Raw genomic sequence first — 21,648 nt, 5'->3', positions numbered from 1 at the left:
CCTGAACAAAAAAATCCTGCTGTTAAGTAGAAAACCCCTCCAGGCTTTAAAATCCCGGAGGGGTTTTGTAGAGCATTTTAGCTGGCGCGCATTTCCATACGCAGTTTGTCGGCAATCATTGCCATGAATTCCGAATTGGTGGGCTTGCCTTTGTCAAGCTTAATGGTATAACCAAATAATTTATTAATCATATCAATATTTCCACGATTCCAGGCAACTTCTATGGCATGCCGGATAGCCCTTTCGACACGGCTGGGCGTAGTTGAATATTTTTCGGCAATCATAGGATAGAGAACCTTGGTCACGGCTCCCAGCAATTCTACTTCGGCAACAATCATCATAATGGCATCGCGCAAATACTGATAACCTTTAATATGCGCCGGGATGCCAATTTCCCTGATAATATTAGTCACTTCCACATCCATAGGGCGGGCTTTGACTACCGGCATGGTTGCCGCGGCAACAGGTCGTGATACTGGTGCAGATCCCGCCAGCTGTCTGATACGGCTAATAAGCACATCCATATTAAAAGGTTTCAGAACATAATAATCAGCGCCTAGCTCAACAACCCGTTGGGTGATGCTTTCCTGGCCAAAGGCAGTAAGCATGATAATTTTCGGACGTTTACTACAGGAGACGTTGATCCGCTCCAAAACGCCTATGCCGTCTAGATGAGGCATAATAATATCCAAGACTATGACATCCGGGGATTTTTCCTCAACAATGGACAGCATCTGTTCTCCGTTGTAGGCAACACCGACTAATTCAATATCAGATTCCCGGCTTAAACATTCCTGCAAAATCTCAGAAAATTCCTTGTTGTCGTCAGCAATAGCGACCTTAATTGTCTCTCTTCCCGTTACCATTGAGCATCCTCCCAGCTAAATCAATTATATGTATTGTAATAAATACTATTCGACAAAGGCGCGCCAGTTCCTTCCTGCATTGGAAAAAAAAACCAATATATTTTATATTAATTCCAAATATTATCTTAATTATATACGATAAGCTGATTATGTGACAACAAGAAGCTGATAGAACTTGTAATATTCTCATTATTTTACAGTATTAGGCAGGACGGTATTGCCAAAGTCTCAGTTCTAATCGAAAAAAAACTGCCGGGAAAATGTGAACAATTTCCTGGCAGAATGACGTTCTTTTTTGGGAATAATGCCACTTTCCATCAGCATCCAATCTACAAAGCAACCATAACCGCTGGTAGGATCATGAACAAATACATGCGTAACGGCACCGACAATTTTACCGTTCTGAATTATGGGGCTGCCACTCATTCCTTGAACGATGCCGCCCGTTTTCTCAATTAGGCGCGGATCGGTCACTTTTATTACCAATCCTTTGCTTTCAGGGGCTTCCTGGAGATTTATCTTCTGGATTTCAATTGCGAATTGATCAATTGTTTGTCCATCTACTACAGTTAGCATTTCGGCCGGGCCGATTTGAACCTGACTCATGGAGGCCACCGGTATTGCCTGGGCATACTTATCGTTAGGTAAAGCAGCATTCAAATGGCCATAGATTCCGAACTGGCTATTCTTGGTGATATTCCCCAATAAGTGATCTTCTTCAATAAAAACACCGATTTTTTCTCCGGGATGCCCTCTTTTTCCATGCTGAATACCAGAAACTGTGGCAAGTACGATTTTACCCTGTTCGCAGTCTATGGGCTGATTGGTGTCACTGTCTGTTATGATATGCCCCAAAGCGCCGTATATTTTAGATTCCGGCTCATAAAAGGACAGTGTTCCTACTCCGGCCGCACTATCTCTTACAAATAGCCCGATCCGGTAACGTTTTGTCTCACTGCATAACACCGGTGTTGCAGTAACATGCTGCTGACCATCAGGACGTTTAAGCAGAATGTCTACATTACGATGATTCTTCCCGCTATCGTCAATAATTTCGGCTACTTGTGTTTCACTTTGCACCGGCGTTCCGTTTATACTGATGATGACGTCACCTACAATAATGCCGGCATCTTTGGCCGGTGTAGCATATTGGCCCTGCATCGTGAGAACCGGGGAATTGCCGACAACAATTACGCCCTGTGAGCGTAAAACTACCCCAATGGAATGACCGCCGGGAATCAACTTGATAGGCGGCAATACATCTACCTGAACCGTGCGGAAAGGAATCACGCCAAAGAGTTTGAACTCCACAGTCGATTGTCCGAGCTTGACAGGCTCAAGAGAAACTGGCCGGGATAGGGCAGTAATGGATAATAAATCATGATTCTGCACGCGAATACTGGCATTGTCATGGTTCACACTAACAGTAAGCGGAAAATTAACTTCGAAGAGTGCTGTCTCACCTTCAATAACTCGGATATGCATGGGAAGACCGTAAATATTCCGGAATTGGGGAGAAAAACAGAATGCGAAGATTGCGCTGATAATCAACATTGCCATGAATAGCCTTTTGTTGAGTAACCGATAAAATCTTAACATGTTTTCTTCCATCACTCCCTATTACATTCTTCCCAAATTTACCGCCAGATCTTCACCTCGGATTTTCTGTTCATGCAATTGCAAAATTAGAGTTTCCCGAATTTGATAGGGATTATTCCGGATTTATTAGTATTTATTGTCTTGGAAGCGCAATTTAAGTGATTATATTAAAAAAATAAGCGCAAGCTTGCGCTTACGCTTATTTTTACCAATTTGCTTTTTTTTTCTTTGCCATTTCCAGCATCTGAGCAGCATTATCGATTGAAAGCTGCGTTATTTCACCGGAAGCCATTCTGGCTAATTCTGTTAATTGAGCCGCTAAATTAAGTGTTGTAACTCGCGTTTGCGTTCGCTCGGCCTCGACAACTTTTTCAATATAAATATGCGAATCAGCCATAGAAGCAATTTGCGGCAAATGAGTTATACATAATACCTGTTTATCAAAAGCTGCTATTCTGGCTATTTTTTCAGCCACTTTTTGTGCGGTTTGACCGCCGATACCGGTATCAACCTCGTCAAATACCATGGTAGCAATATCATCGCGCTCAGAACAAACTGTTTTGATTGCCAAGGCAATTCGCGACAATTCACCGCCAGACGCTATCTTGTGCAGGGGTTTGGGCTCTTCGCCAGGATTGGCTGAAAACAGGAAAAATACCTCATTAGCACCATTGGCTGAATATTGCTCACTGCGTCTAACGTCTACCAGAAATTGCGCCTTGTTCATGCCAAGATCTGCCAGGTGCGCAGATATTTGTTTACCCATTTCCTGGCCGGCTCTTTGACGCAAGTCGCCTAATTCATCGGCTAACTGTGCCACGGCAGCGGCCAGAGCGTTCTCTTCTTTAGTTAATTGAGCAAGATGTTCATCATGGTTGGTTATGGCAGACAGTTCAGAGCAGGCACGTTCATAGTAAGCAAGTATGTCCTCAACAGTTGCGCCATACTTTTTTTTGAGTTTATAAATAGTGTCCAGCCGATCTTCCAGCTTTGCCAATTTTGCCGGGTTATGGTCGATACTTTCCTGGTATGCCCTTAATTCACCCATGGTGTCCTCTAGCTGATATAACGATTCCGTTACTGCCGCCAGCGGCTGCTCAATAGCTTTATCATAACGTGATGCCAACTCCAGTTCATGCTTAATATCGGCCAGGCAGCCTACGATGCCGCTGAAGCCCCTGTTCCCCTGACTTAGCAGCATGTAAGAGCGTGAAACTGCATTAGCAATCTTCTCCGCATTGGCTAACACCTTTATTTGACTTTCGAGCCTTTCTTCTTCTTCCGGTGTTAGCGCGGCGGTGGCAATTTCCTGCGTCTGCCAGGCGAGCATCTCTTCCCGTTGCAGCCGTTCCCGCGAATCCCGGGCTAACGACATCAGATCACTTTTGGTTTTTTGCCATAATTTATATGTTTTGCGGTATTCCTCAAGTATGGAGCGGATTTCCGCGGAGAAAGCATCTGTGAGAGTCAAATGCACTCCCGGCTTCAACAAAGCCTGATTTTCGTGCTGGCCATGCATATCAACAAGTGCTTCGCCAAATCTGCGTAATGTGGCCAAAGGAACCTGGCAGCCATTAATGTGAATGGTATTTTTGCCGTGTCTGGTCATACGCCTGGCGATAAGCAAGGAACCGTCTTCTTCCGGCGGAATACCTTGGTCCTCCAGTATCTCCCGGATAGCAATATCAGAAATGTCAAAAACCGCCTCAACCCGAAAATAATCCGCTCCGCTCCGGATTGAGTCGCTTGAGGCTCTGCTGCCGGTAATGACTGACAAAGCATCGATTAGAATTGACTTACCAGCTCCGGTTTCTCCAGTCAAGATATTGAGGCCGGGGACAAACTCGATATCTACCCGGTCAATTAGTGCGAAATTAACGACAGTCAGTGATTTCAGCATTTCATATCTCTCCTCAAAGAAAGGCTATATGCCGCTGCCCATCAGTGATTGAAATTTTGCGATAACCTGAGGTACTGCCTCCACAGGCTTGACCAAAACAAAAATAGTGTCATCGCCGGCAACAGTACCAATAACCTCAGGCCATTTAACATAGTCAATGGTGTAGGCAACCGCCTGGGCTGTACCAGGCAGGGTTCGCAATACAACTATATTTTGGCTATAGTCGATGGCTACCAGCGAATCATGAAAAGTACGCTCCATCCGGGCCTGAGACAAGACGATGTTCTGCTCAGGCGGGAAAGCGTATCGATAACGGCCATCGCCTGTAGGAACTTTAATAAGCATAAGTTCCTTTATATCCCGTGAGACTGTAGCTTGTGTAACTTCGATACCCTGTTTGCTGAGGGCCTCTGCCAGTTCCTCCTGGGTCTCAATAATGTAGCGCTCGACAATTTCTTTAATCTTTGAGTGACGTAATGCCTTCAAGCGGTTCACTCCTTATTTTTTCAATTACATATAGAAGCGGCGGATTGTTTTTCTGATTAACCATCGACCAACAGGCCACAGAGAAAACTTTTTGATTTAGGATAGCCAAATATTCATATACCGCCTGGCATTCTAAACGACCATGCTCATAGCCTGGATAAACTGCTATTGTCATTACACCGCCGATATTGAGCAGCTGTAATGCCTGGTGAGCGGCCTCAATGGTAGTTGCGGGATTGGTGGATAGTTTATGGTCGCTTCCGGGCAAATAACCCAGATTGAACATAACGGCGTCAAGTTGCTGATGAAGATATTTGTTTAAATGGGAATGACTGTCTAATATTAGTCTGACTTTGTGCCTGAGATTGCGGCCGGTAAGCAACGTCTCCGTTTTCGACAGCCCCTGCTGTTGAATATCAAAAGCAAACACCGTGGTGGCATCCGGCGTATTTTCCGCTAAAAACAGGGTATCATTACCGTTGCCGGCCGTAGCATCGACTACTGTCCGGGCATTTGCCAACCGGGGGAGAATAAATTGATGGGCCATGCGGACCGCGTTAGCAACTACCATCACGGTCGCCTCTTCTCAGTTTTGTACGCAAGGTTTCATAGTAACTTTTTCCTGGGAAACGGATAAACCGGGCGCGAAAAGGAGAACGCCTGACAACAACAGTATCGTCAGGCAGTAAATTGTAGACCGACTGACCGTCGACAGTAAGGACAATATCATCGTGTGTTGCCTGCATGCGTATTTTAATTTCCTCCCGCTCGGAAATCACCAGAGCGCGGGAATGAAGTGTATGCGGGCAAATCGGAGTAATTACGATTACCTTTAGTTTGGGATTAATGATAGGTCCGCCTGAGGACAAAGAGTATCCCGTTGAACCTGTTGAAGTAGCAATAATCAGTCCATCGGCCGGATATTCCGCCGTAAGTTCGTTATCAATAAACAGCTTTAGTTTGATCATGCGGGAAAATCCGCCTTTGGCCACAACTACGTCATTCAGCGCCGGTGAAATATATATGGGGCTGCCGTTCCGGATAACAACGGCGTCCAGCATGAGTCTTTCCTCTATGTAATAATCGCCTTTTATCAGCCTTTCCAGGGCAGTGCTCAAATCAGGCAGTTCGATCTCGGTGAGAAAGCCAAGATTTCCCATATTTACTCCACAGACGGGGATTCCGAAAGGAGCAATTTCCCTGGCCGTATTAAGCAGTGTTCCGTCACCGCCTAATGTGATGCCAAAGGTAATATCGTTTCGAACGCATTCCAGTTTACCGGCCAAGCTGGTACATTTTAATTCCAGTGCCGCATCCTCCGGCATAACCACGTTTACGTTGCGTTCCTTAAAATATTGCACAATCCATCCCAACACAGTACTAATACTCTGTTTTTTAGTGTTGGGGAACAGCCCTACAGTCAACACACCTGAGTCCTCCGTCATCCCGTTAAATTGGCATGAGCATCAGCTACTACAGCAGCAATTACTGCCTCATCCACTGCTGCTTCGGCCGTGGCATTCGCTAAATACAATAGATACTCTATATTGCCTTCAGGTCCTTTCACCGGTGAGAATGTCAGTCCCAAAGGCGTAAGTGCCAGAGACATAGCCATATTTACAACATTGTTAATAACTTCACGATGAATAGCCGGGTCACGGACAACGCCTTTTTTACCTACTTTTTCGCGGCCGGCCTCAAATTGTGGTTTGATAAGTGCAATTACTGTTCCGTTTTGATCAAGCAGTGATTTTACTACAGGCAGAACCTTATCCAGGGAGATAAAGGCTACATCTATCGAGACAAAACCCAGCGGCTGATTTAAATCTTCCGGTTTTATATTGCGTATGTTGGTACGCTCCATATTTACCACTCGTTCATCGGTACGTAACGACCAGGCCAGTTGTCCATAACCGACATCGATAGCATAGACTTTACTGGCTCCGTTTTTTAACGCACAATCAGTAAAGCCGCCTGTAGATGCGCCAATATCAGCCATAATCTTGCCGGTAAGATCCAGGCCAAAAAATTCAAGTGCTTTGGCCAGTTTAAGCCCGCCCCGGCTGACATAGCCGATACTGTCCCCGTGAACTGTGATATTGGCAGTGGTAGGCACTACGGTTCCGGCTTTATCGATTTTCACACTGTCTACTGTCACAAGTCCGGCCATGATATAGGCTTTAGCCCGCTCCCGGCTTTCCGCCAGCCCTTTTTCCACTAATAAAACGTCAAGGCGTTCTTTATTTCGGACTCCTGTCATTTTCCCGCTCCAAACTGGCGGATAAACTGCTCTACGCTGGCCGCAATTCCCTCTGCATCCAATCCATACTGTTCTAAAAGATATCCCCGCTGGCCATGTTCAATAAATTTGTCAGGCAAGCCTAGCCGTAACACCTTGACCCAATTAAGATGCTGAGAATTTATATATTCCAGTACGGCTGAACCAAATCCTCCGGTTAATACATTATCTTCAACAGTAACAATGACTCCGTTGTCGCGGGCTAATTGACGAATAAGCTGGCCGTCAAGCGGTTTTATAAACCGGGTGTTCACTACGCCGGCGGCAATTCCTTTTTCTTTTAGGAAGGCAGCTGCACTCCGGCATGGTTCGACCATGCTGCCTGCTGCCAGGAGAACAAGATCTTTGCCCTCCACAAGTTGTTCGGCTTTGCCAACTTCCAGCCTGGTAAAATCAGTTTTTAACGCCACGCCGACTCCGCTGCCACGCGGATAACGTATCGCAACCGGTGTATTTAGGGAGATGGCGGTGAACAACATATTTTGGAGTTCGTTTTCATCTTTGGGCGCCATAATAACCATATTGGGAATATGCCGCAGGAATGAATAATCAAAAACCCCATGATGGGTAGCGCCGTCCTCGCCAACAATGCCGGCTCTGTCGAGCATAAAGATTACCGGTAGGTTTTGCAGGCATACATCATGCAAAATCTGGTCGTAGGCCCGCTGTAAAAATGTGGAGTAGATAACGACAACCGGTCGTTTGCCCTGTGTAGCCATACCGGCGGCCAACGTTACAGCATGCTGTTCGGCGATACCTACATCAAAAAAACGTTTGGGAAATTTTACGGAAAATTTCTTTAAGCCGGTTCCTTCCGGCATGGCTGCCGTAATGGCGACAAGATCAGGATTTCGTTCGGCCAGTTTGATGATGGCTTCACTAAATACCTGCGTATAAGAAGGTGGTTCGACTGATTTTTTTATTACTTCACCGGTTTCAACGCAGAAGGGACCTACGCCGTGGAATTTATCGGCATTCCGCTCAGCCGGTAGATAGCCTTTGCCTTTTTGCGTCAGCAAATGTATCAGCACCGGGCCTTTGACGCTCTTAGTTTTATCAAGTACCTCTAAAATGGAAGGAATATTGTGGCCGTCAATAGGGCCAAAATAGGTAAAGCCCAGTTCTTCAAACAGCACTCCCGGAACCAACAGGTACTTTAAACTGTCCTTTACCCGCTCTGCCGTATTGGCTACACTATCACCTATCGCTGGAATACGCCGCAATAGATACTCAATGTCATGCTTCACTTTGGAATACGTGGGCGCTGTTCTCATCTTGGCCAGGTATTCCGACATAGCGCCTACATTTTTGGCAATGGACATTTCATTATCATTGAGGATTACCGTGAGATTGGTTCCCAGATGTCCGGCATGATTAAGCGCTTCGTAGGCCTGGCCACCTGTTAGTGAACCGTCGCCGATAATGGCCACCACATTATACTTTGCGCCTGTCATATCCCTGGCAATTGCGATGCCTAATGCGGAAGAAATTGAGGTGCTGGAGTGGCCGGCGCCAAATGCGTCATGTACGCTTTCGCAGCGTTTGGGGAAGCCGCAAATACCGCCAGCGGTACGCAAAGTGCCAAAATTTTCCCGGCGCCCGGTGAGAATTTTATGGACATAGGCCTGATGGCCAACATCCCAGACAAATTTATCGTTAGGACTGTCAAACATTTTATGAAGTGCCAGCGTCAGTTCCACCACCCCCAAATTGGGGGCCAAATGTCCGCCGTTGGCGGCTACCGTATGTATCAGAAGCTCGCGGATTTCACCGGCGAGCTTTTCTAATTGGGCGAAGGAGAGATTTTTAAGATCCTGTGGACTATGAATATTTTGAAGCAGATTGCTCAAATTGGTTCCCCGCTTTCCCTTACTAGCATCAGGATAGCCTGATGGCAACAATTGTTAAAATGTCTTTTTACCAAAAATATTATAGCATATCTACTGCGAAACATTCATCTATAAAATACATAAAAGACATAGGCTATGAGCATACCGTGCACAGCCCCGCCTAATACCTCGAGCGGTGTATGCCCCAGCAGTTCTTTGAGCCTGGTATCGCGTACTTTATGTTCAACCCGCATTTCGCGCACCAGTTTGTTTATGACTTTGGCCTGCTTGCCTGCTGCCCGCCGGACTCCGGCGGCGTCATACATGACAATACCGGCCAATACCACGGCAACGGCGAATAAATCAGACTCCAGCCCTTCGCGCAAGGCTACGCCTGCTGCCAGGCTCACCACCAACGCTGTATGTGAGCTGGGCATACCGCCAGCGCCTACGAGCCGTTCCGCATTAAATGCGCCATGACGCCAGTAAGCAGTTATTGTTTTCAATACTTGCGCCGTAAACCAGGCAGTTATAGCTGTCATTAAAATAACATTTTTGCCCAGTCCGGCCCAAAATTCGGCCATCCATTACACCTCAAGTTTCTCGATTGATTAAGTGTACTACCAGTTCACGCAGTATTTGAGCTTCGGCTCCAAAATCAGCCAGGCTGCTTAACGCCTGGTCTACCGCCTGCTGAGCCAGGCGCCTGGCTCCGTCCAGCGTATGCAGAGTCACATAAGTTACTTTATGATTTCTTATGTCGCTGCCGACCGGCTTGCCGATTTTTTCCTGGGTTCCCACAACATCGAGAATGTCGTCGGTAATTTGGAAGGCTAACCCGAATTGTTCGGCATAATGGGTTAAAGATAGCAGTTGCTCTTGGCTGCCGCCGGCCAGAATAGCACCGGAGCGTAATGCCGCTTTAAACAACGCGCCGGTTTTGGCCTGGTGCATAAATTTAAGAGTTGCGGCATCGATAACCTGACCTTCGGAAACTAAGTCTACGGCCTGACCGCCGATCATGCCGCCAGCACCGGCGGCATCAGCAATCTCGCGGATTACCGATATTAAGTCAAGCGGGTCAACCTTATTCTGCGATAGCATAGTCCCAAAAGCCGCCGTTAAGAGGCCATCACCAGCCAGCACGGCCATACCCTCGCCAAACACCTTATGATTTGTCAGCTTGCCGCGCCGGTAGTCGTCGTTATCCATAGCCGGCAAATCATCATGGATCAGGGAATAGGTATGTATCATTTCCAAGCCGCAGGCTACCGGCAAATAGGCTGCCCCATCGCCGCCAACAGCATCGCTCGCCGCCATCAGCATTATGGGCCGGAGCCGTTTGCCGCCGGCGAAAAGACTATATCGCATAGCCTCAAAAATAACGGGTGGATAGGCTGTAGCAGGGATATATTGAGACAGGGCGGTATCAATTAAGTTTATTTTATCCTGGCAATACTTGCTCAAAGAGTTTGTTGTCATTTAGTTTCCCTCCACTGGCTTTAGCGGCTGCTCAACCAGCTTGCCATGTTCCTGCTGCAGAATTTTATCGACCTGTGCTTCAGCAGCATTTAGGCGCTCAAAACATAACTTAGCATGGGTTATGCCTTGATTGAATTTATCCAACGCTTCTTCCAGCGGCAAATCACCGGATTCCAATTCTTTAACAATTACTTCTAATTTTCCAAGAGCTTCTTCAAAACATACATTATTTTGTTTGTTACCTGCTTTACTGGCCATTTTTACCCTCCCTGGTTCTAACTACTTCTACGTCAAGCCGGCCCTGCCCTAAAATTATTTCTAACTCTTGTCCTGCCGTTACCTGATCAGACCTGTTGATTACTTGTCCTTCAGGAGCACGGACCAGGCTATAGCCTCTGGCCAGTACTGCCAAAGGATTTAATACTGTAAGTTTTTCGGCATTCAGCCGTAAGTTTTGTTGTTTGGCAACAATAATTTTACGCGTTGCCTCCCCTAGTCTATCCACATAGGAATCTATTAATTGACGGTGGGCGGCTAAAAGCTTTTCCGGCTGTGTAAACACATTACTATCCCGCAATTGCAGGACAACTTGCCGGCGATGCTTGATGTAAGTCCGGATATTGGTTGTCAGCATGCTTTGCAGCGTGCCAATATACCTTTTTAACTCGTGAACATCCGGTACAACAAGCTCAGCAGCCTGCGAAGGCGTTGCCGCCCGGCAGTCGGCGGCAAAATCAGCCAGCGTATAGTCGGTTTGATGTCCGACGGCTGAGATGACGGGAATGACTGAAGCCGCTATGGCCCGTACTACCTGCTCGTCATTAAAAGCCCAGAGTTCTTCGATTGAGCCGCCGCCCCGGCCGGCAATGATCACATCGACCGTTTTCAGCCGGTTAAAGGTGCGGATGGCCTCAACAATTTGGCCTGGTGCTTCCACACCTTGAACTTGCACAGGGTACAATATAAGCGGGATGCCCGGATGACGTCGTTTGGCAACTGAAATGATGTCTCTTAATGCGGCTCCGGTCGGTGAAGTAACAACACCTACGGCTTTAGGCAAGAGCGGCAGTTTTTGCTTGCGATTTTCCTCAAACAGGCCTTCTGCCGCCAGTTTTTCTTTCAACTGATTGAATGCAATACTCAATTCACCAATACCGTCGGGTATTAACTGGTCGGCATACAACTGATATTGACCATCACGTTCAAAAACAGTCACCTGTCCGTAAGCCACCACCTTGAGTCCGTCGCGGGGCTCAAATTTCAGAAACTGGGCACGGCTTTTGAACATGACTCCTTTGATTTGTGAACCGGCATCTTTAAGAGTAAAATAGCAATGGCCCGAATAATGGCATTTGAAATTAGACAGCTCACCTTTTATAAACACAGACATTAGCCGGGTATCCCGGTCAAACAAACTTTTAATATATCTGGTTAGGTCACTGACAGTATATATATTGCTCATATTTATTCCACCCGGTATTTCAATTCATTATTATAGGTGTAGCCAAAATATAGAAATTTAACAGTACACTGTTTATAATAATAACCTATATATGCAAAAAAAACCAGACATAAGTCTGGGTAAAAAGGTATAATCACTACTTTTGTCCCTCTTAGAATCTGGTGCCCCAATAGCGTTGCGCCAAGTAGCCGCTTACACTTCCCACCACGAACCAGAAGAAATACCCTGGCGGAATCAGGTGTCCAATAACCGACCCAATGACGGCTCCTCCCAAAATGTAAGGTACCATGGTGCCACCTCCTGGCATATGAGTTTATGTATCATATGCTTTTGGGGCATTGAGTGTGAATAGAGCTTATGACATTACCGGCAAATAAGTGCATAATAAGCGGCGCCGGTGGCATTATCCGGACTATAGTTAATATCCGGATAATATAAATTGGCTTTCTGGGGGGCAACTAGCTGCTCCGTAAGGTAATTTCTAACAAAATTGTTTGCTGTTACACCGCCAACCAGCAAGACATCAGTAAGTCCGGTATGGGTAATAGCATAGAGAATCATTTTGGCTACTGCGTTGGCAACACATAATTGAATCCCGGCTGCAACCGCTGCAGTGTCTGCTCCCTGTTCAATCAGCTTGCGGGCGAATGTCTCAGGACCGGCAAAACTGGCACAGGCATTACGGATACTAAACGGAATCCGGAATGCTTCCACTGATGCATTCGCTGCCAGTAATTCCAGGTGAGGGCCGGCCGGGAAAGGTAACCCAAGGAGTACCCCGATACGGTCAATAAGCTGCCCGGCATGTATGTCCTGACTTTCTCCCAGGATTTCGATGCTGAGCCGCCTGGAATCAGGCGATCCGGATACCCGTACTATTTCCGTGGTACCGCCGGATAAGTGAACAGCTAAAAAATCATTGGACTTTGGGCCCTGAGCAGACCATATTCCCGCTAAAATATGGTTTTCCTGATGACTAATACGAAGAAGCGGTATACCCTGTGCAACAGACAATATTTTGGCATAGCCATCCCCAACCAAAAATGCCGGCATATAGGAATCCGGCAAAGGACGGGGGAAAGCGGATACGCCTATGGCTTTAAACGCCGGCTTGCCCAGCGGCAGGCAAGCCTCAGCAAAAAGTTCCGGAAGGCTGCGCGTATGCTGAAAAACCATTTCAGACTGCTGCAGGCCGCGGCCACCGGTTTTTACCTGCAATATCCTGCGACAATCAGAAATTAACTGTCCCTGCTCATCTAATATAGCTACCGAGGTAGTATAACAGCTGGTATCTATTCCCAATACATAGTTCATGATAATTCTTTATTTTTTACAATTGACCCTAAAATTCCATTAATAAACCGGCTTGAATCCTCGGTTCCAAAAGTCTTGGCCAATTCGACAGCCTCATTTATCGCCACGCCGGGCTGAAGTCGCTCCTGGCTATATTTCATTTCGAAAATAGCCATTCGGGCAATGTTGCGGTCAACGCCGGCCATGCGGTCGAGCTTCCATTCCCGTGATAACTCAGAAATGTATCCATCAATCGCGGCTAAGTTCTGATAGGTTCCGTCTACCAGTGCTTTGGCATAGAGCTTGGTGCTATCATTAATATCCTCGCCGCGCTCACTTAACACGGCGGCAAGTGCCTCCTCACTGGTAACACCTGAATTAAAATCAAGCTGAAATAATGCTTGTACTGCCATTTCACGGGCCTTTCTTCGGCTCATAATTTCCCTCTTTCTTGTCGCTGTATCTGGTGCCCAACAAAGATTTACAAGCAGAGTATGAGTAAATCCTTATGGGGTTTCATCTGTATTGCCGTTACCGGTTATAGCCAGGCGGCAGCAGTTTGTCCAAAATTTCCATGATATCTTCTTTTTGATCAATGCGTTTGCCGATTACATACCCGGCTATAACGCACAAAGCCACAAATAGTGTACGGAAAAAACCAAAAGTTATTACCAGTATGCCAAAGAGGAACCCTAACAGCACTCCCAGGATTTTGCCGCTATGATGCTGCCATATTTCTTCCACTAATTTGGAATTCATTATTGTCCCCCTATTCAACACGCTGTTTGGTCTTAAAGTCATTGCTAATATTGTCAACCTTTACCTGTACATCGGCTAACTCGACACCTACCGTATTTCTAATATATTCATGAACACGGTTTTGAATTTCTGCGGCAACGGTAGGTACGTGGCTCTCGGGGCTTACAACAGCTTTGATCTGAACAGTTATTCCCTCGCGGGCCAGCGCCACCTTAACTTTAATGCCGCGTACTCCCCTGATATGTCTGGCTACCTTCTCCACCAAATTTTCCACGGCGTCAAGAGAAATATGCACGTCTCCCATGTCGTTGTGGTGGACAATAGTGTCCTTGGCTTTTCTGGAACGAAGACCGGCTAAAAGCAGTCGGATACTAACCAGAAAGAATACTGCACCAACCAGTGCGGCCTCCCACTGACCATATATGTATAAAAGGCTTGTCCCCGCCAATTCCAAAGGAATAAGGCGTAAAGACAGGAGAATAACGGCGGCTGACAAAACGGTCAGTAAAAAAGTGTAAATAGATAGAATTATGCGGTCAATAATTCCCATAGTATCTCCTTTCTCCGGCCTCTTCCATTTATCTTACCCGAATATCTTCTTCTTTAGCTTCCTGGGCAAAACCGACGCCTTGAACATGAATGTTGACTTCAACAACATCCAGGCCGGTCATAGATTCAATAGCTCGTTTTACATTCTCCTGCACCCTTAATGCTATGTCTGGAATACGTACCCCATACTCAACAATAATGTATAAATCAACGGCAGCTTCCCGTTCGCCGACTTCAACCTTGACACCCTTGGACAGATTCTTTTTGCCGAGCATCTCGGCAATGCCACCGACCAAGCCGGCGCTCATCCCGGCGACACCGGATACTTCGGTTGCGGCAAGCCCTGCAATAATACCAACTACTTCATCGGCAATCCGAATGGAACCAACATCATTATGTTCTGTCTTTTCCATATGTTCTTTTTTTTCCACTCCTACCCCCCCTAAAAATCCCGGAATACTAAAATCTATTACAATAAAAGATTTCTTATAACTATATTATTATACCAAGCTTTTTCCATTTTTACAATTTCGTCGTAGAAAAACTTGACTTATGTAAAATTATTTAACAGAAGTATTAGATTCTCTTATCCCGGATCAAGCTGCAAAGCTTAAATTTTGATAGGTAAAAAAATAAGCAGAGCACAGCTCTACTTATGGTTTGGCGCTAACTGTTATATCTTCCTGCTTGACTCCGGCAACCCGGCTGATAACCTCTGCCACCTGGATAACCTCTTCTTTAGTTAGCGCAGTTGTCTTAACCACGGCACTCACTGAATTGTCACGAATAAATACCAGGGCGTCGGCAAAACCTTTGGCTTTTATTAAATTTTCCATTTCAGCTTCACGTTGCTTTTCCAGAGTCATTTTCAAAATAGTCTCCTGGGCTTGGTGCTTGGTATCTTCAGATTGAGAATTTTTAATTATTTCTCGCAGCAGATCCGATTTTTCGCTCCTTATTTTATCCCGTTCGAGGCGATACTCAGTAAAAAAATCAGGAGCCATAACCGGGACAACCGGATCAGGGACTAACGCTTTGGTAACCTGCATGGCATTAGACCGGTCGGCTCTGGCTTGCCGAAGATCCTGAACATAATTTAAGGTTCCGCTTACCAGCAGGGAAAGTATGCCTGCCGCCACAATAAAAATGGCAATTATTCCAACCCTGCTTAACGATAAAACAGTGAAAACTCTCATAGCATTTTACCTCACTTTCTTTGGGGTAGCACAGTAATTCTATAGGGGGGAATCCCCAGTCCGTATTCAACCGCTCTGGTAAGGTTGGCTTTGACAGCGGAGTCGTTGGCCCCTTCCGCTACGACCAGGACTCCACGGATTACCGGTTTGTATTCACGAACCATGACAGGTCTGTCGGCTCCATTTTCCTTGCTTAGCAATACTTGCTCAGTTTCCTTTGTCTCGGTCGTGGTACGAACGCCGCCGGATGTATCCTTTTCCTGCACCGTTTTTATCTCTTTAGTAACGTTTTTGGCATGCTCCTGCATAGAACCGGACTCTAACATTATGTTTACTGAAACGGCCCCTGCCCCCTTAACCTGCGCGAGCAGATTAGCAAGCTTGCTTTCCAGAGCCTCTTCGTAACTCCGATTTGTAACAACGGGATTTTTAGCCGTTTCAGCAGAGGCTGCTGTTTGGGGCTTAACAGTAGACTGTTCATAAAAACTGCCTAGCAGCAATAAGCTGATTCCCAGCAGTCCTAGCCATATTAGTCTGGTATTTACCGCACCCTCTTTTAACACCTGACTTGGGACTAGTTTTTTTGCCCCTGAAAGCCATTCCTTCAGCGAAGCTCCTAATGCCGCCATCTTTTACAACCTCCTTAATCTATTGGTTTGACTGTAATTTGACCAGTTCGCAGCTGATATAATTCAGCTACCGATCTTTTAACTTTCTCGACAACTTCCTGTGGGAGCCGCGCTGGCTCTTTCTCTGTCAATCCACCCGGTTTGATTTCTATTCTGGCAACCTGACGCTCTTTGGATGTAGCTGCATATTTTATAAGAATCAGCATATTTTTTATCCTGCCGGCAATTTTGCTTTCTTGCTGGCTACTTTCTTCAAATTCTAGCGACACTCTGGCATCGGCCACTCCATCGATTGCCAAAACTGTGGCTCTGACTTGCCGGGCTAAATCCCTGGAATACATATCGCGAGCCAGTTGTTCACGTTTGCCGGCTGCGATAGTAGCCGAGTTAAGAATAGCTGTATCGGTTAGATTGTTATTGCCAAGTTTAGAAAACACCGGCAGTTGATCCTGAGTCCAAGTCCGTTCCAGAACGCCAATGACAGGCTGCAATATTGCCAGCATAATGAACAATCCCAGAATGACCCGGATAAACTTTTGCATGCTGTTACTCGGCAATAGCAGTTCTACAAAGGAAGCAAACAAGACAACAAAAATTATGCCTTTTACCCAATCAGTAATTGCTTCTATCATTTATTCACCCACCACAGACGCTACCGAAGCATTAAAGCTACGCTTCCGGCGCCGATAATCATAGTAACAAGCAGAAAGAACATTAGAGCAACAGTGAGTACCGCACCAAACAGTAACAATAAGTTATTTCCCATAGCGTCAAGACACTTGGCCATTTTTTCATCACCCATTGGTTGAATAAGCGCTCCGGCAATTTTTAATACAACTACTAAGGAAATTAGTTTTATCAATGGCAAAGCGCAAAGCAAGGCAATGGCCAGCACACCGAAGATACCCACCGCATTTTTTAGTAGCAGCGATGCACCCATAACCAGTTCAACCGTATCGGCAAACATTTTACCAACTACCGGTATAAAAGTAGCTGTTGCATACTTGGCGGTTCGTAAAGTCAAGCCGTCGGCAACACTGCCCGCAACCCCCTGAATACTGACTATACCGATAAACACTACCAATACTAAGCCAAGAATCATCATTCCGGCTTGTTTTATTACACCGGTTAAATTGCTAAGCTTATACCTGCCTGACAGATAGTTGACACATTCCAAAATAGCTGTTAAAAACAGTAAGGGTAATATTATATCTTTAACAACAACACTGGTTACGCCAACAACCAAGAGCATCAGCGGTGTCAGGAGCGCCGCCGAAGTTAAAGCCCCAACGCCTGCTAACAGTGACAATAAAAGGGGCAGCAGCGCTTCCATAAACCCCACCATATTGCCAACAGTATCCCGGGCTAGATTTAAACCCTGATAAAATGCGCTTAAGGCAATAACACAGAGAAAAATAAAGCAGACACTATACGCTAATAGGGAAATGGCAGACTGCTCAAATGAGTTTTGTAAATTTTGTAAAAGAGCGCATAAAACAGCCAGAAATAGTAGTTTTCCCATCAGGTGGATATTGGTTGCCAATTCTTTGAACAGGTAGGAGACAAACTTGCCGCTAAGGGTTTGCCAATTAAAGGATAGCCCTTTCGTTGCAATATCTTTAATTGTTTCCGTCGTTAGCAACGGGATATCTTCATTTAGTTCGCGATTCACAGTCTGGATAAAATGGTTAACGTTATTTACCGAGGTGCTTTCCAGTAAATCCAAGGGTAATTCTGAGTTCATACCGGAACTTGCGAAGCCTGCATTGCTGCATAGAATAAACAGTAGCGACACTATTATTATTCTCACACGCTCTCCACCTTAAGGAATGAGTCTTACGATTGTATCCAGCACTAAAGCAATAATTGGAACTGCCATTACCATAACCAGTATTTTTCCGGCAAATTCAATTTTCCCGGCAACAGCGCTCTCGCCGGCATCGCGACAGACTTGTGCGCCAAACTCAGTGACATAAGCTATACCGATAATCTTGAGGATGGTATTTAGATACATTTGGCTTATATTGGCTTTTTCCGCTAAGTCCCGGAATAAATCGAGAACAACATTCAGCTTACTCAGTACCATCAAAAAAATGATAGCCGACAGTGTCAAGCCAAGCTGTACGGCGAGCTCAGGACGTTGCTGCCTTATAATTAGAATTAGTAAAGTCACTAAAAATCCTAGCCCGATAATTTGGATGATTTCCATTTGCCACACCCCTTAGAACAGCTTAAATACGTCCTGAACGGTGTTAAACAGCCGGCCTAACAATTGCACCACCCATAACAGCACCAAGGCAAAACCGGCCAAAGTGCATAAATGCGCCATATCTTCCTTGCCTGCCTGTTTTAAGGCCGTGTGGAAAACTGAAATCAAGATACCTACCCCGGCAATTTTAAAGAGAACATCCAGCCCCATTTTTATCTCTCCTCCCTTATACTAAAAAGTGGCGATTATCTGTTAAATTAAAATTATAACAACTCCCAGCCCACCGCATATTCCCAAATAGCGATACATTTTCACATTTTGCTCACATAACTTTTCAGCTTCACATTGTATGAGGGATAATTGTTCATGCGCCAGATCCAAGGATTTGTGCTGTTCTTCCCTGTTCATACCGCCCAGGTTTGCACTAAATACGGCAAGTACTTCTTTTTCCGGTTTGCGTAAAACCAATTTAGTAGTTTCAGTTAATGCTTGGTTCATGGCTGCCTGTGGCGTCAGCCAGCCGTTAGTAACCAGTATTCTGCCCATAGCCTGAAACAGGTCGGCAACAGGTCCGCTGACACCGCCGGTACACTTGGAAAGTGCTTCAGGCAGAGGTAGAGCCGCATAATTTATATGCGCTTTCAATGAAGCCAAACAACTGATGAGCTGGCGAATTTGCCTGGGACGCTCTACATAGCGCGCGGCCAGATTAAAACCGATAGTTGCGCCGGCAATGACAACCATAAGACTGCCGACTATTTTTAACCACATATTTTCACCTCATTTGCCTTGGTAAATAGCGCTTTTTCTTGGGAAGCATCATATATTTCCTCTACTGTGCCCGGACCTAAACGATCGCTGAGTAAAACATACCTGTCAAAATAATTATGCTTTACCAGTTCACCGATATAGGGACGCTCTCTTAACTGGCAAATAGTCCGGCTATGAGCTGTGGCAATTACACTAACGCCGGCGTGGATGGCTTCCCGGACGGCCGCTGCGTCTTCCTCACGGCCTAACTCATCGGTTGCAACTACTGCGGGCGACATTGAGCGTATTAGCATGAGCATCCCGCTGGCTTTGGGGCACGCGTCCAGCACGTCGACTCGTGGTCCTAAATCAATACTGGGAATACCGTTTTGACAGGCAGCAATCTCAGAACGCTCGTCAACAACTCCGATTTGTATGCCGGGGTTACCAAGCAGAGGATTGCCGGTACTTAATTGGCGCACTAAATCCCGGAGTATTGTAGTCTTACCGCACCTTGGCGATGAAATCACCAAGGTATTGTATATACTGCGTCCGTTTTCATTCATAATGAACGGCATTATTTGATCCGCACAACCGGAAATTGCCCGGGCCAGACGGATATTTATCGAACTGATGTGTTTAATTGTTTTAACTTTACCGTCAAAGGTAGTGGCCTGTCCGGCCAGGCCAACCCGGTGGCCGCCATTAATAGTCAGATAGCCCTGCCGGACTTCTTCTTCAAAGGCGTATACAGAATTTTTACATATAAGTTGGAACGTCTGTGTCACGTCCTCGGCGGTGCAACGATAGATGGCTTCCCCGCCATTAGCCCGATCCGGCTGACTCACCGCAAGATCCTTGGTAGCAAGCACCAATAAAAACGGCTGGTTGGCCCGGATGCGGATTTCAGCGATTTTATTTAGCGTGCTATCCGGTAATGTATGTAATAAATCAACCAGGTGGGCGGGCAAAACTGGATAAATATACTGACTTAACAGATTGCGCAGGTTTTTCATATGCGTCACTCCAGCTTAACATGTCTGCAAATTTCTTATTTACGTTAAGTAAAGCCTGTTACATTTTTTCTTTACATAGATATGTTTTTAAAAATAAATTATGCCAAATAAATAATCCCGGGAAGTTTCCCGGGATCATAAAAGTAAGTATAAACTTGGAGTTTAAACGCCTGGATGCATAATATGGCTGGAGTCTTTTATGTTATGCGTATGTTCGGCCAAAGTATCCAAGGTGTTGTCATATACAACACCACCGCAATATGGGCAGGTAACTTCGATATCTTCGTCTTCGTCTAAAATTTCTGATTCAAAGGTTACGAGTTCATGGCAATCAGGACAGGCCACTTCCACCATATCATCGTCGAATGTATCAGCGTACATTTCGTCATCATAATCATCATCATCGTCAAATACTTCTTCGTAAACTTCTTCTTCCAGGTCGGTCAGATCTTCATCAATTGATTCTACATAGTCTTCCAATTCCAATTGGGCCAAATTAACATTCTGAACCTCATCAGCAAAAGAATCAAGAACGTCGATAATATTGAGCAAAATTTTGCCCTCAGATGAATTTTCGTTAACATTAAGTCCTTGAGTTAGACCATGCAGATAGGCTACTTTTTCTTTTAAGTTTCTCATGGAAATTAAACCCCCTTTAGCTATGTTCTAAGCATTGGCTACTAGTTGTAGTATGTCCAATGCAAATTAAAACATAACTTCAGGGGGTGTTTAGCTAGCGTTTATTATGCGCGTTCGATATAATCGCCGGTACGAGTATCTACTCTTAAGACTTCACCAATGTTGATAAATAAAGGCACACGCACTACATGACCGGTTTCAAGCTTGGCCGGTTTGGTACCGCCAGTGGCGGTATCGCCGCGGATGCCAGGATCTGTTTCCACAACGGTAAGTTCAACCGACATCGGTAAGTCAATGCCAATGACATTACCTTGAAAGAATAATACGGCAATATTCATATTCTCTTTCAAAAATTTACGGGCGTCACCCAGTTGCTCTGCTGACAATTCGATTTGCTCAAAGGTCTCGTTGTCCATTAAGTTGAACATGCTATCGCTCTCATACAGAAATTGCATTTCACGACGGTCAACATGCGCTTTAGGCAGTTTTTCGCCGGCATTAAAAGTTCGTTCAACTACAGCACCAGTACGGCCGTTTTTTAGTTTAGCGCGAACAAACGCCGCACCTTTACCCGGCTTAACGTGTTGGAAGTCGACAACCTGCCAGACATCGCCATCAATTTCAACTGTTACCCCTGTACGAAAATCATTAACTGAAATCATTGATTTGCCTCCCCATTGTTCGG

28 protein-coding genes are annotated in these 21,648 nt (G+C 45.7%); all 28 read right to left on the bottom strand.

The annotated features are described in order from the left end of the window. Positions 1 to 77 precede the first annotated feature (77 nt). Entirely contained in the window at positions 78 to 866 is a 789-nt protein-coding gene (gene spo0A / locus SATMO3_RS16340; RefSeq protein ID WP_371370800.1) for a sporulation transcription factor Spo0A, read from the bottom strand. Positions 867 to 1,100: 234 nt separating this feature from the next. Further along, positions 1,101 to 2,426: a SpoIVB peptidase gene (spoIVB, locus tag SATMO3_RS16335; RefSeq protein WP_371370799.1), complete on the bottom strand. Its 1,326-nt coding sequence runs from the start codon at positions 2,424 to 2,426 to the stop codon at positions 1,101 to 1,103. Positions 2,427 to 2,670: 244 nt separating this feature from the next. Then, entirely contained in the window at positions 2,671 to 4,365 is a 1,695-nt protein-coding gene (gene recN / locus SATMO3_RS16330) for a DNA repair protein RecN (RefSeq protein WP_371370798.1), read from the bottom strand. A gap of 24 nt (positions 4,366 to 4,389) precedes the next feature. Further along, positions 4,390 to 4,851 carry an arginine repressor gene (argR, locus tag SATMO3_RS16325; RefSeq protein WP_371370797.1) on the bottom strand — a complete coding sequence of 154 codons (462 nt, stop codon included), beginning with the start codon at positions 4,849 to 4,851 and terminating at the stop codon, positions 4,390 to 4,392. Then, entirely contained in the window at positions 4,823 to 5,422 is a 600-nt protein-coding gene (locus SATMO3_RS16320; RefSeq protein WP_371370796.1) for a class I SAM-dependent methyltransferase, read from the bottom strand. Before SATMO3_RS16320 ends, argR begins: the two co-directional genes overlap by 29 nt. Next, positions 5,409 to 6,278, bottom strand: a complete 870-nt coding sequence (locus tag SATMO3_RS16315; RefSeq protein ID WP_371370795.1) for an NAD(+)/NADH kinase — start codon at positions 6,276 to 6,278, stop codon at positions 5,409 to 5,411. The genes SATMO3_RS16320 and SATMO3_RS16315 overlap by 14 nt, the downstream gene beginning before the upstream one ends. Before the next feature lie 14 nt (positions 6,279 to 6,292). Then, entirely contained in the window at positions 6,293 to 7,111 is an 819-nt protein-coding gene (locus SATMO3_RS16310; protein ID WP_371370794.1) for a TlyA family RNA methyltransferase, read from the bottom strand. Next, a complete protein-coding gene (gene dxs / locus SATMO3_RS16305; RefSeq protein WP_371370793.1) occupies positions 7,108 to 9,000 on the bottom strand; it encodes a 1-deoxy-D-xylulose-5-phosphate synthase in 1,893 nt (630 codons plus the stop codon). Before dxs ends, SATMO3_RS16310 begins: the two co-directional genes overlap by 4 nt. A 104-nt stretch (positions 9,001 to 9,104) precedes the next feature. Beyond that, complete coding sequence (locus tag SATMO3_RS16300) at positions 9,105 to 9,563, bottom strand: divergent PAP2 family protein (protein WP_371370792.1); 459 nt, start codon at positions 9,561 to 9,563, stop codon at positions 9,105 to 9,107. A gap of 10 nt (positions 9,564 to 9,573) precedes the next feature. Then, on the bottom strand, positions 9,574 to 10,461 hold the full coding sequence (locus tag SATMO3_RS16295; protein WP_371370791.1) for a polyprenyl synthetase family protein: 888 nt from the start codon (positions 10,459 to 10,461) through the stop codon (positions 9,574 to 9,576). Continuing rightward, entirely contained in the window at positions 10,462 to 10,719 is a 258-nt protein-coding gene (gene xseB / locus SATMO3_RS16290; RefSeq protein WP_371370790.1) for an exodeoxyribonuclease VII small subunit, read from the bottom strand. It lies immediately after the preceding gene. After that, on the bottom strand, positions 10,709 to 11,923 hold the full coding sequence (gene xseA / locus SATMO3_RS16285; protein ID WP_371370789.1) for an exodeoxyribonuclease VII large subunit: 1,215 nt from the start codon (positions 11,921 to 11,923) through the stop codon (positions 10,709 to 10,711). Before xseA ends, xseB begins: the two co-directional genes overlap by 11 nt. Before the next feature lie 151 nt (positions 11,924 to 12,074). Continuing rightward, on the bottom strand, positions 12,075 to 12,212 hold the full coding sequence (locus SATMO3_RS16280; protein WP_371370788.1) for a hypothetical protein: 138 nt from the start codon (positions 12,210 to 12,212) through the stop codon (positions 12,075 to 12,077). A gap of 74 nt (positions 12,213 to 12,286) precedes the next feature. After that, positions 12,287 to 13,237: an O-sialoglycoprotein endopeptidase gene (locus tag SATMO3_RS16275; RefSeq protein WP_371370787.1), complete on the bottom strand. Its 951-nt coding sequence runs from the start codon at positions 13,235 to 13,237 to the stop codon at positions 12,287 to 12,289. Beyond that, positions 13,234 to 13,653, bottom strand: coding sequence for a transcription antitermination factor NusB (gene nusB / locus SATMO3_RS16270; protein ID WP_371370786.1), 420 nt, complete (start codon positions 13,651 to 13,653; stop codon positions 13,234 to 13,236). Before nusB ends, SATMO3_RS16275 begins: the two co-directional genes overlap by 4 nt. Positions 13,654 to 13,747: 94 nt before the next feature. Further along, a complete protein-coding gene (locus SATMO3_RS16265; protein ID WP_371370785.1) occupies positions 13,748 to 13,975 on the bottom strand; it encodes a DUF2273 domain-containing protein in 228 nt (75 codons plus the stop codon). Between the two features lie 10 nt (positions 13,976 to 13,985). Next, complete coding sequence (gene amaP / locus SATMO3_RS16260) at positions 13,986 to 14,525, bottom strand: alkaline shock response membrane anchor protein AmaP (protein ID WP_371370784.1); 540 nt, start codon at positions 14,523 to 14,525, stop codon at positions 13,986 to 13,988. A 28-nt stretch (positions 14,526 to 14,553) separates the two neighbouring features. After that, positions 14,554 to 14,937, bottom strand: a complete 384-nt coding sequence (locus SATMO3_RS16255) for an Asp23/Gls24 family envelope stress response protein (RefSeq protein WP_371381729.1) — start codon at positions 14,935 to 14,937, stop codon at positions 14,554 to 14,556. 240 nt (positions 14,938 to 15,177) lie between these two features. After that, positions 15,178 to 15,720, bottom strand: a complete 543-nt coding sequence (locus SATMO3_RS16250; protein WP_371370783.1) for a SpoIIIAH-like family protein — start codon at positions 15,718 to 15,720, stop codon at positions 15,178 to 15,180. Between the two features lie 11 nt (positions 15,721 to 15,731). Continuing rightward, positions 15,732 to 16,349, bottom strand: a complete 618-nt coding sequence (locus tag SATMO3_RS16245) for a hypothetical protein (RefSeq protein WP_371370781.1) — start codon at positions 16,347 to 16,349, stop codon at positions 15,732 to 15,734. 14 nt (positions 16,350 to 16,363) lie between these two features. Next, entirely contained in the window at positions 16,364 to 16,981 is a 618-nt protein-coding gene (gene spoIIIAF / locus SATMO3_RS16240) for a stage III sporulation protein AF (protein ID WP_371370780.1), read from the bottom strand. Between the two features lie 20 nt (positions 16,982 to 17,001). After that, positions 17,002 to 18,159, bottom strand: coding sequence for a stage III sporulation protein AE (spoIIIAE, locus tag SATMO3_RS16235; protein WP_371370778.1), 1,158 nt, complete (start codon positions 18,157 to 18,159; stop codon positions 17,002 to 17,004). 12 nt (positions 18,160 to 18,171) lie between these two features. Beyond that, positions 18,172 to 18,558 carry a stage III sporulation protein AD gene (spoIIIAD, locus tag SATMO3_RS16230; RefSeq protein WP_371370777.1) on the bottom strand — a complete coding sequence of 129 codons (387 nt, stop codon included), beginning with the start codon at positions 18,556 to 18,558 and terminating at the stop codon, positions 18,172 to 18,174. A gap of 12 nt (positions 18,559 to 18,570) precedes the next feature. Further along, positions 18,571 to 18,768: a stage III sporulation protein AC gene (spoIIIAC, locus tag SATMO3_RS16225; RefSeq protein ID WP_371370776.1), complete on the bottom strand. Its 198-nt coding sequence runs from the start codon at positions 18,766 to 18,768 to the stop codon at positions 18,571 to 18,573. A 42-nt stretch (positions 18,769 to 18,810) separates the two neighbouring features. Continuing rightward, positions 18,811 to 19,329 carry a stage III sporulation protein SpoIIIAB gene (spoIIIAB, locus tag SATMO3_RS16220; protein ID WP_371370775.1) on the bottom strand — a complete coding sequence of 173 codons (519 nt, stop codon included), beginning with the start codon at positions 19,327 to 19,329 and terminating at the stop codon, positions 18,811 to 18,813. Beyond that, positions 19,320 to 20,324 (bottom strand): stage III sporulation protein AA, encoded by a 1,005-nt coding sequence (gene spoIIIAA / locus SATMO3_RS16215; protein WP_371370774.1) that lies wholly within the window; start codon positions 20,322 to 20,324, stop codon positions 19,320 to 19,322. Before spoIIIAA ends, spoIIIAB begins: the two co-directional genes overlap by 10 nt. Before the next feature lie 162 nt (positions 20,325 to 20,486). Beyond that, the gene (locus SATMO3_RS16210) at positions 20,487 to 20,963 is read right to left on the bottom strand and encodes a CD1247 N-terminal domain-containing protein (protein ID WP_371370773.1); all 477 of its coding nucleotides are present in this window, start codon (positions 20,961 to 20,963) and stop codon (positions 20,487 to 20,489) included. A gap of 104 nt (positions 20,964 to 21,067) precedes the next feature. Beyond that, positions 21,068 to 21,625 carry an elongation factor P gene (gene efp / locus SATMO3_RS16205; protein ID WP_371370772.1) on the bottom strand — a complete coding sequence of 186 codons (558 nt, stop codon included), beginning with the start codon at positions 21,623 to 21,625 and terminating at the stop codon, positions 21,068 to 21,070. Between the last annotated feature and the right edge of the window lie 23 nt (positions 21,626 to 21,648).

The organism is Sporomusa aerivorans (genome assembly GCF_041428895.1).
In the GTDB taxonomy this organism is placed as follows: domain Bacteria; phylum Bacillota; class Negativicutes; order Sporomusales; family Sporomusaceae; genus Sporomusa; species Sporomusa aerivorans.
Note: the sequence above shows the minus strand (reverse complement) of the source record. Positions and strands in the feature narration are given on the sequence as shown.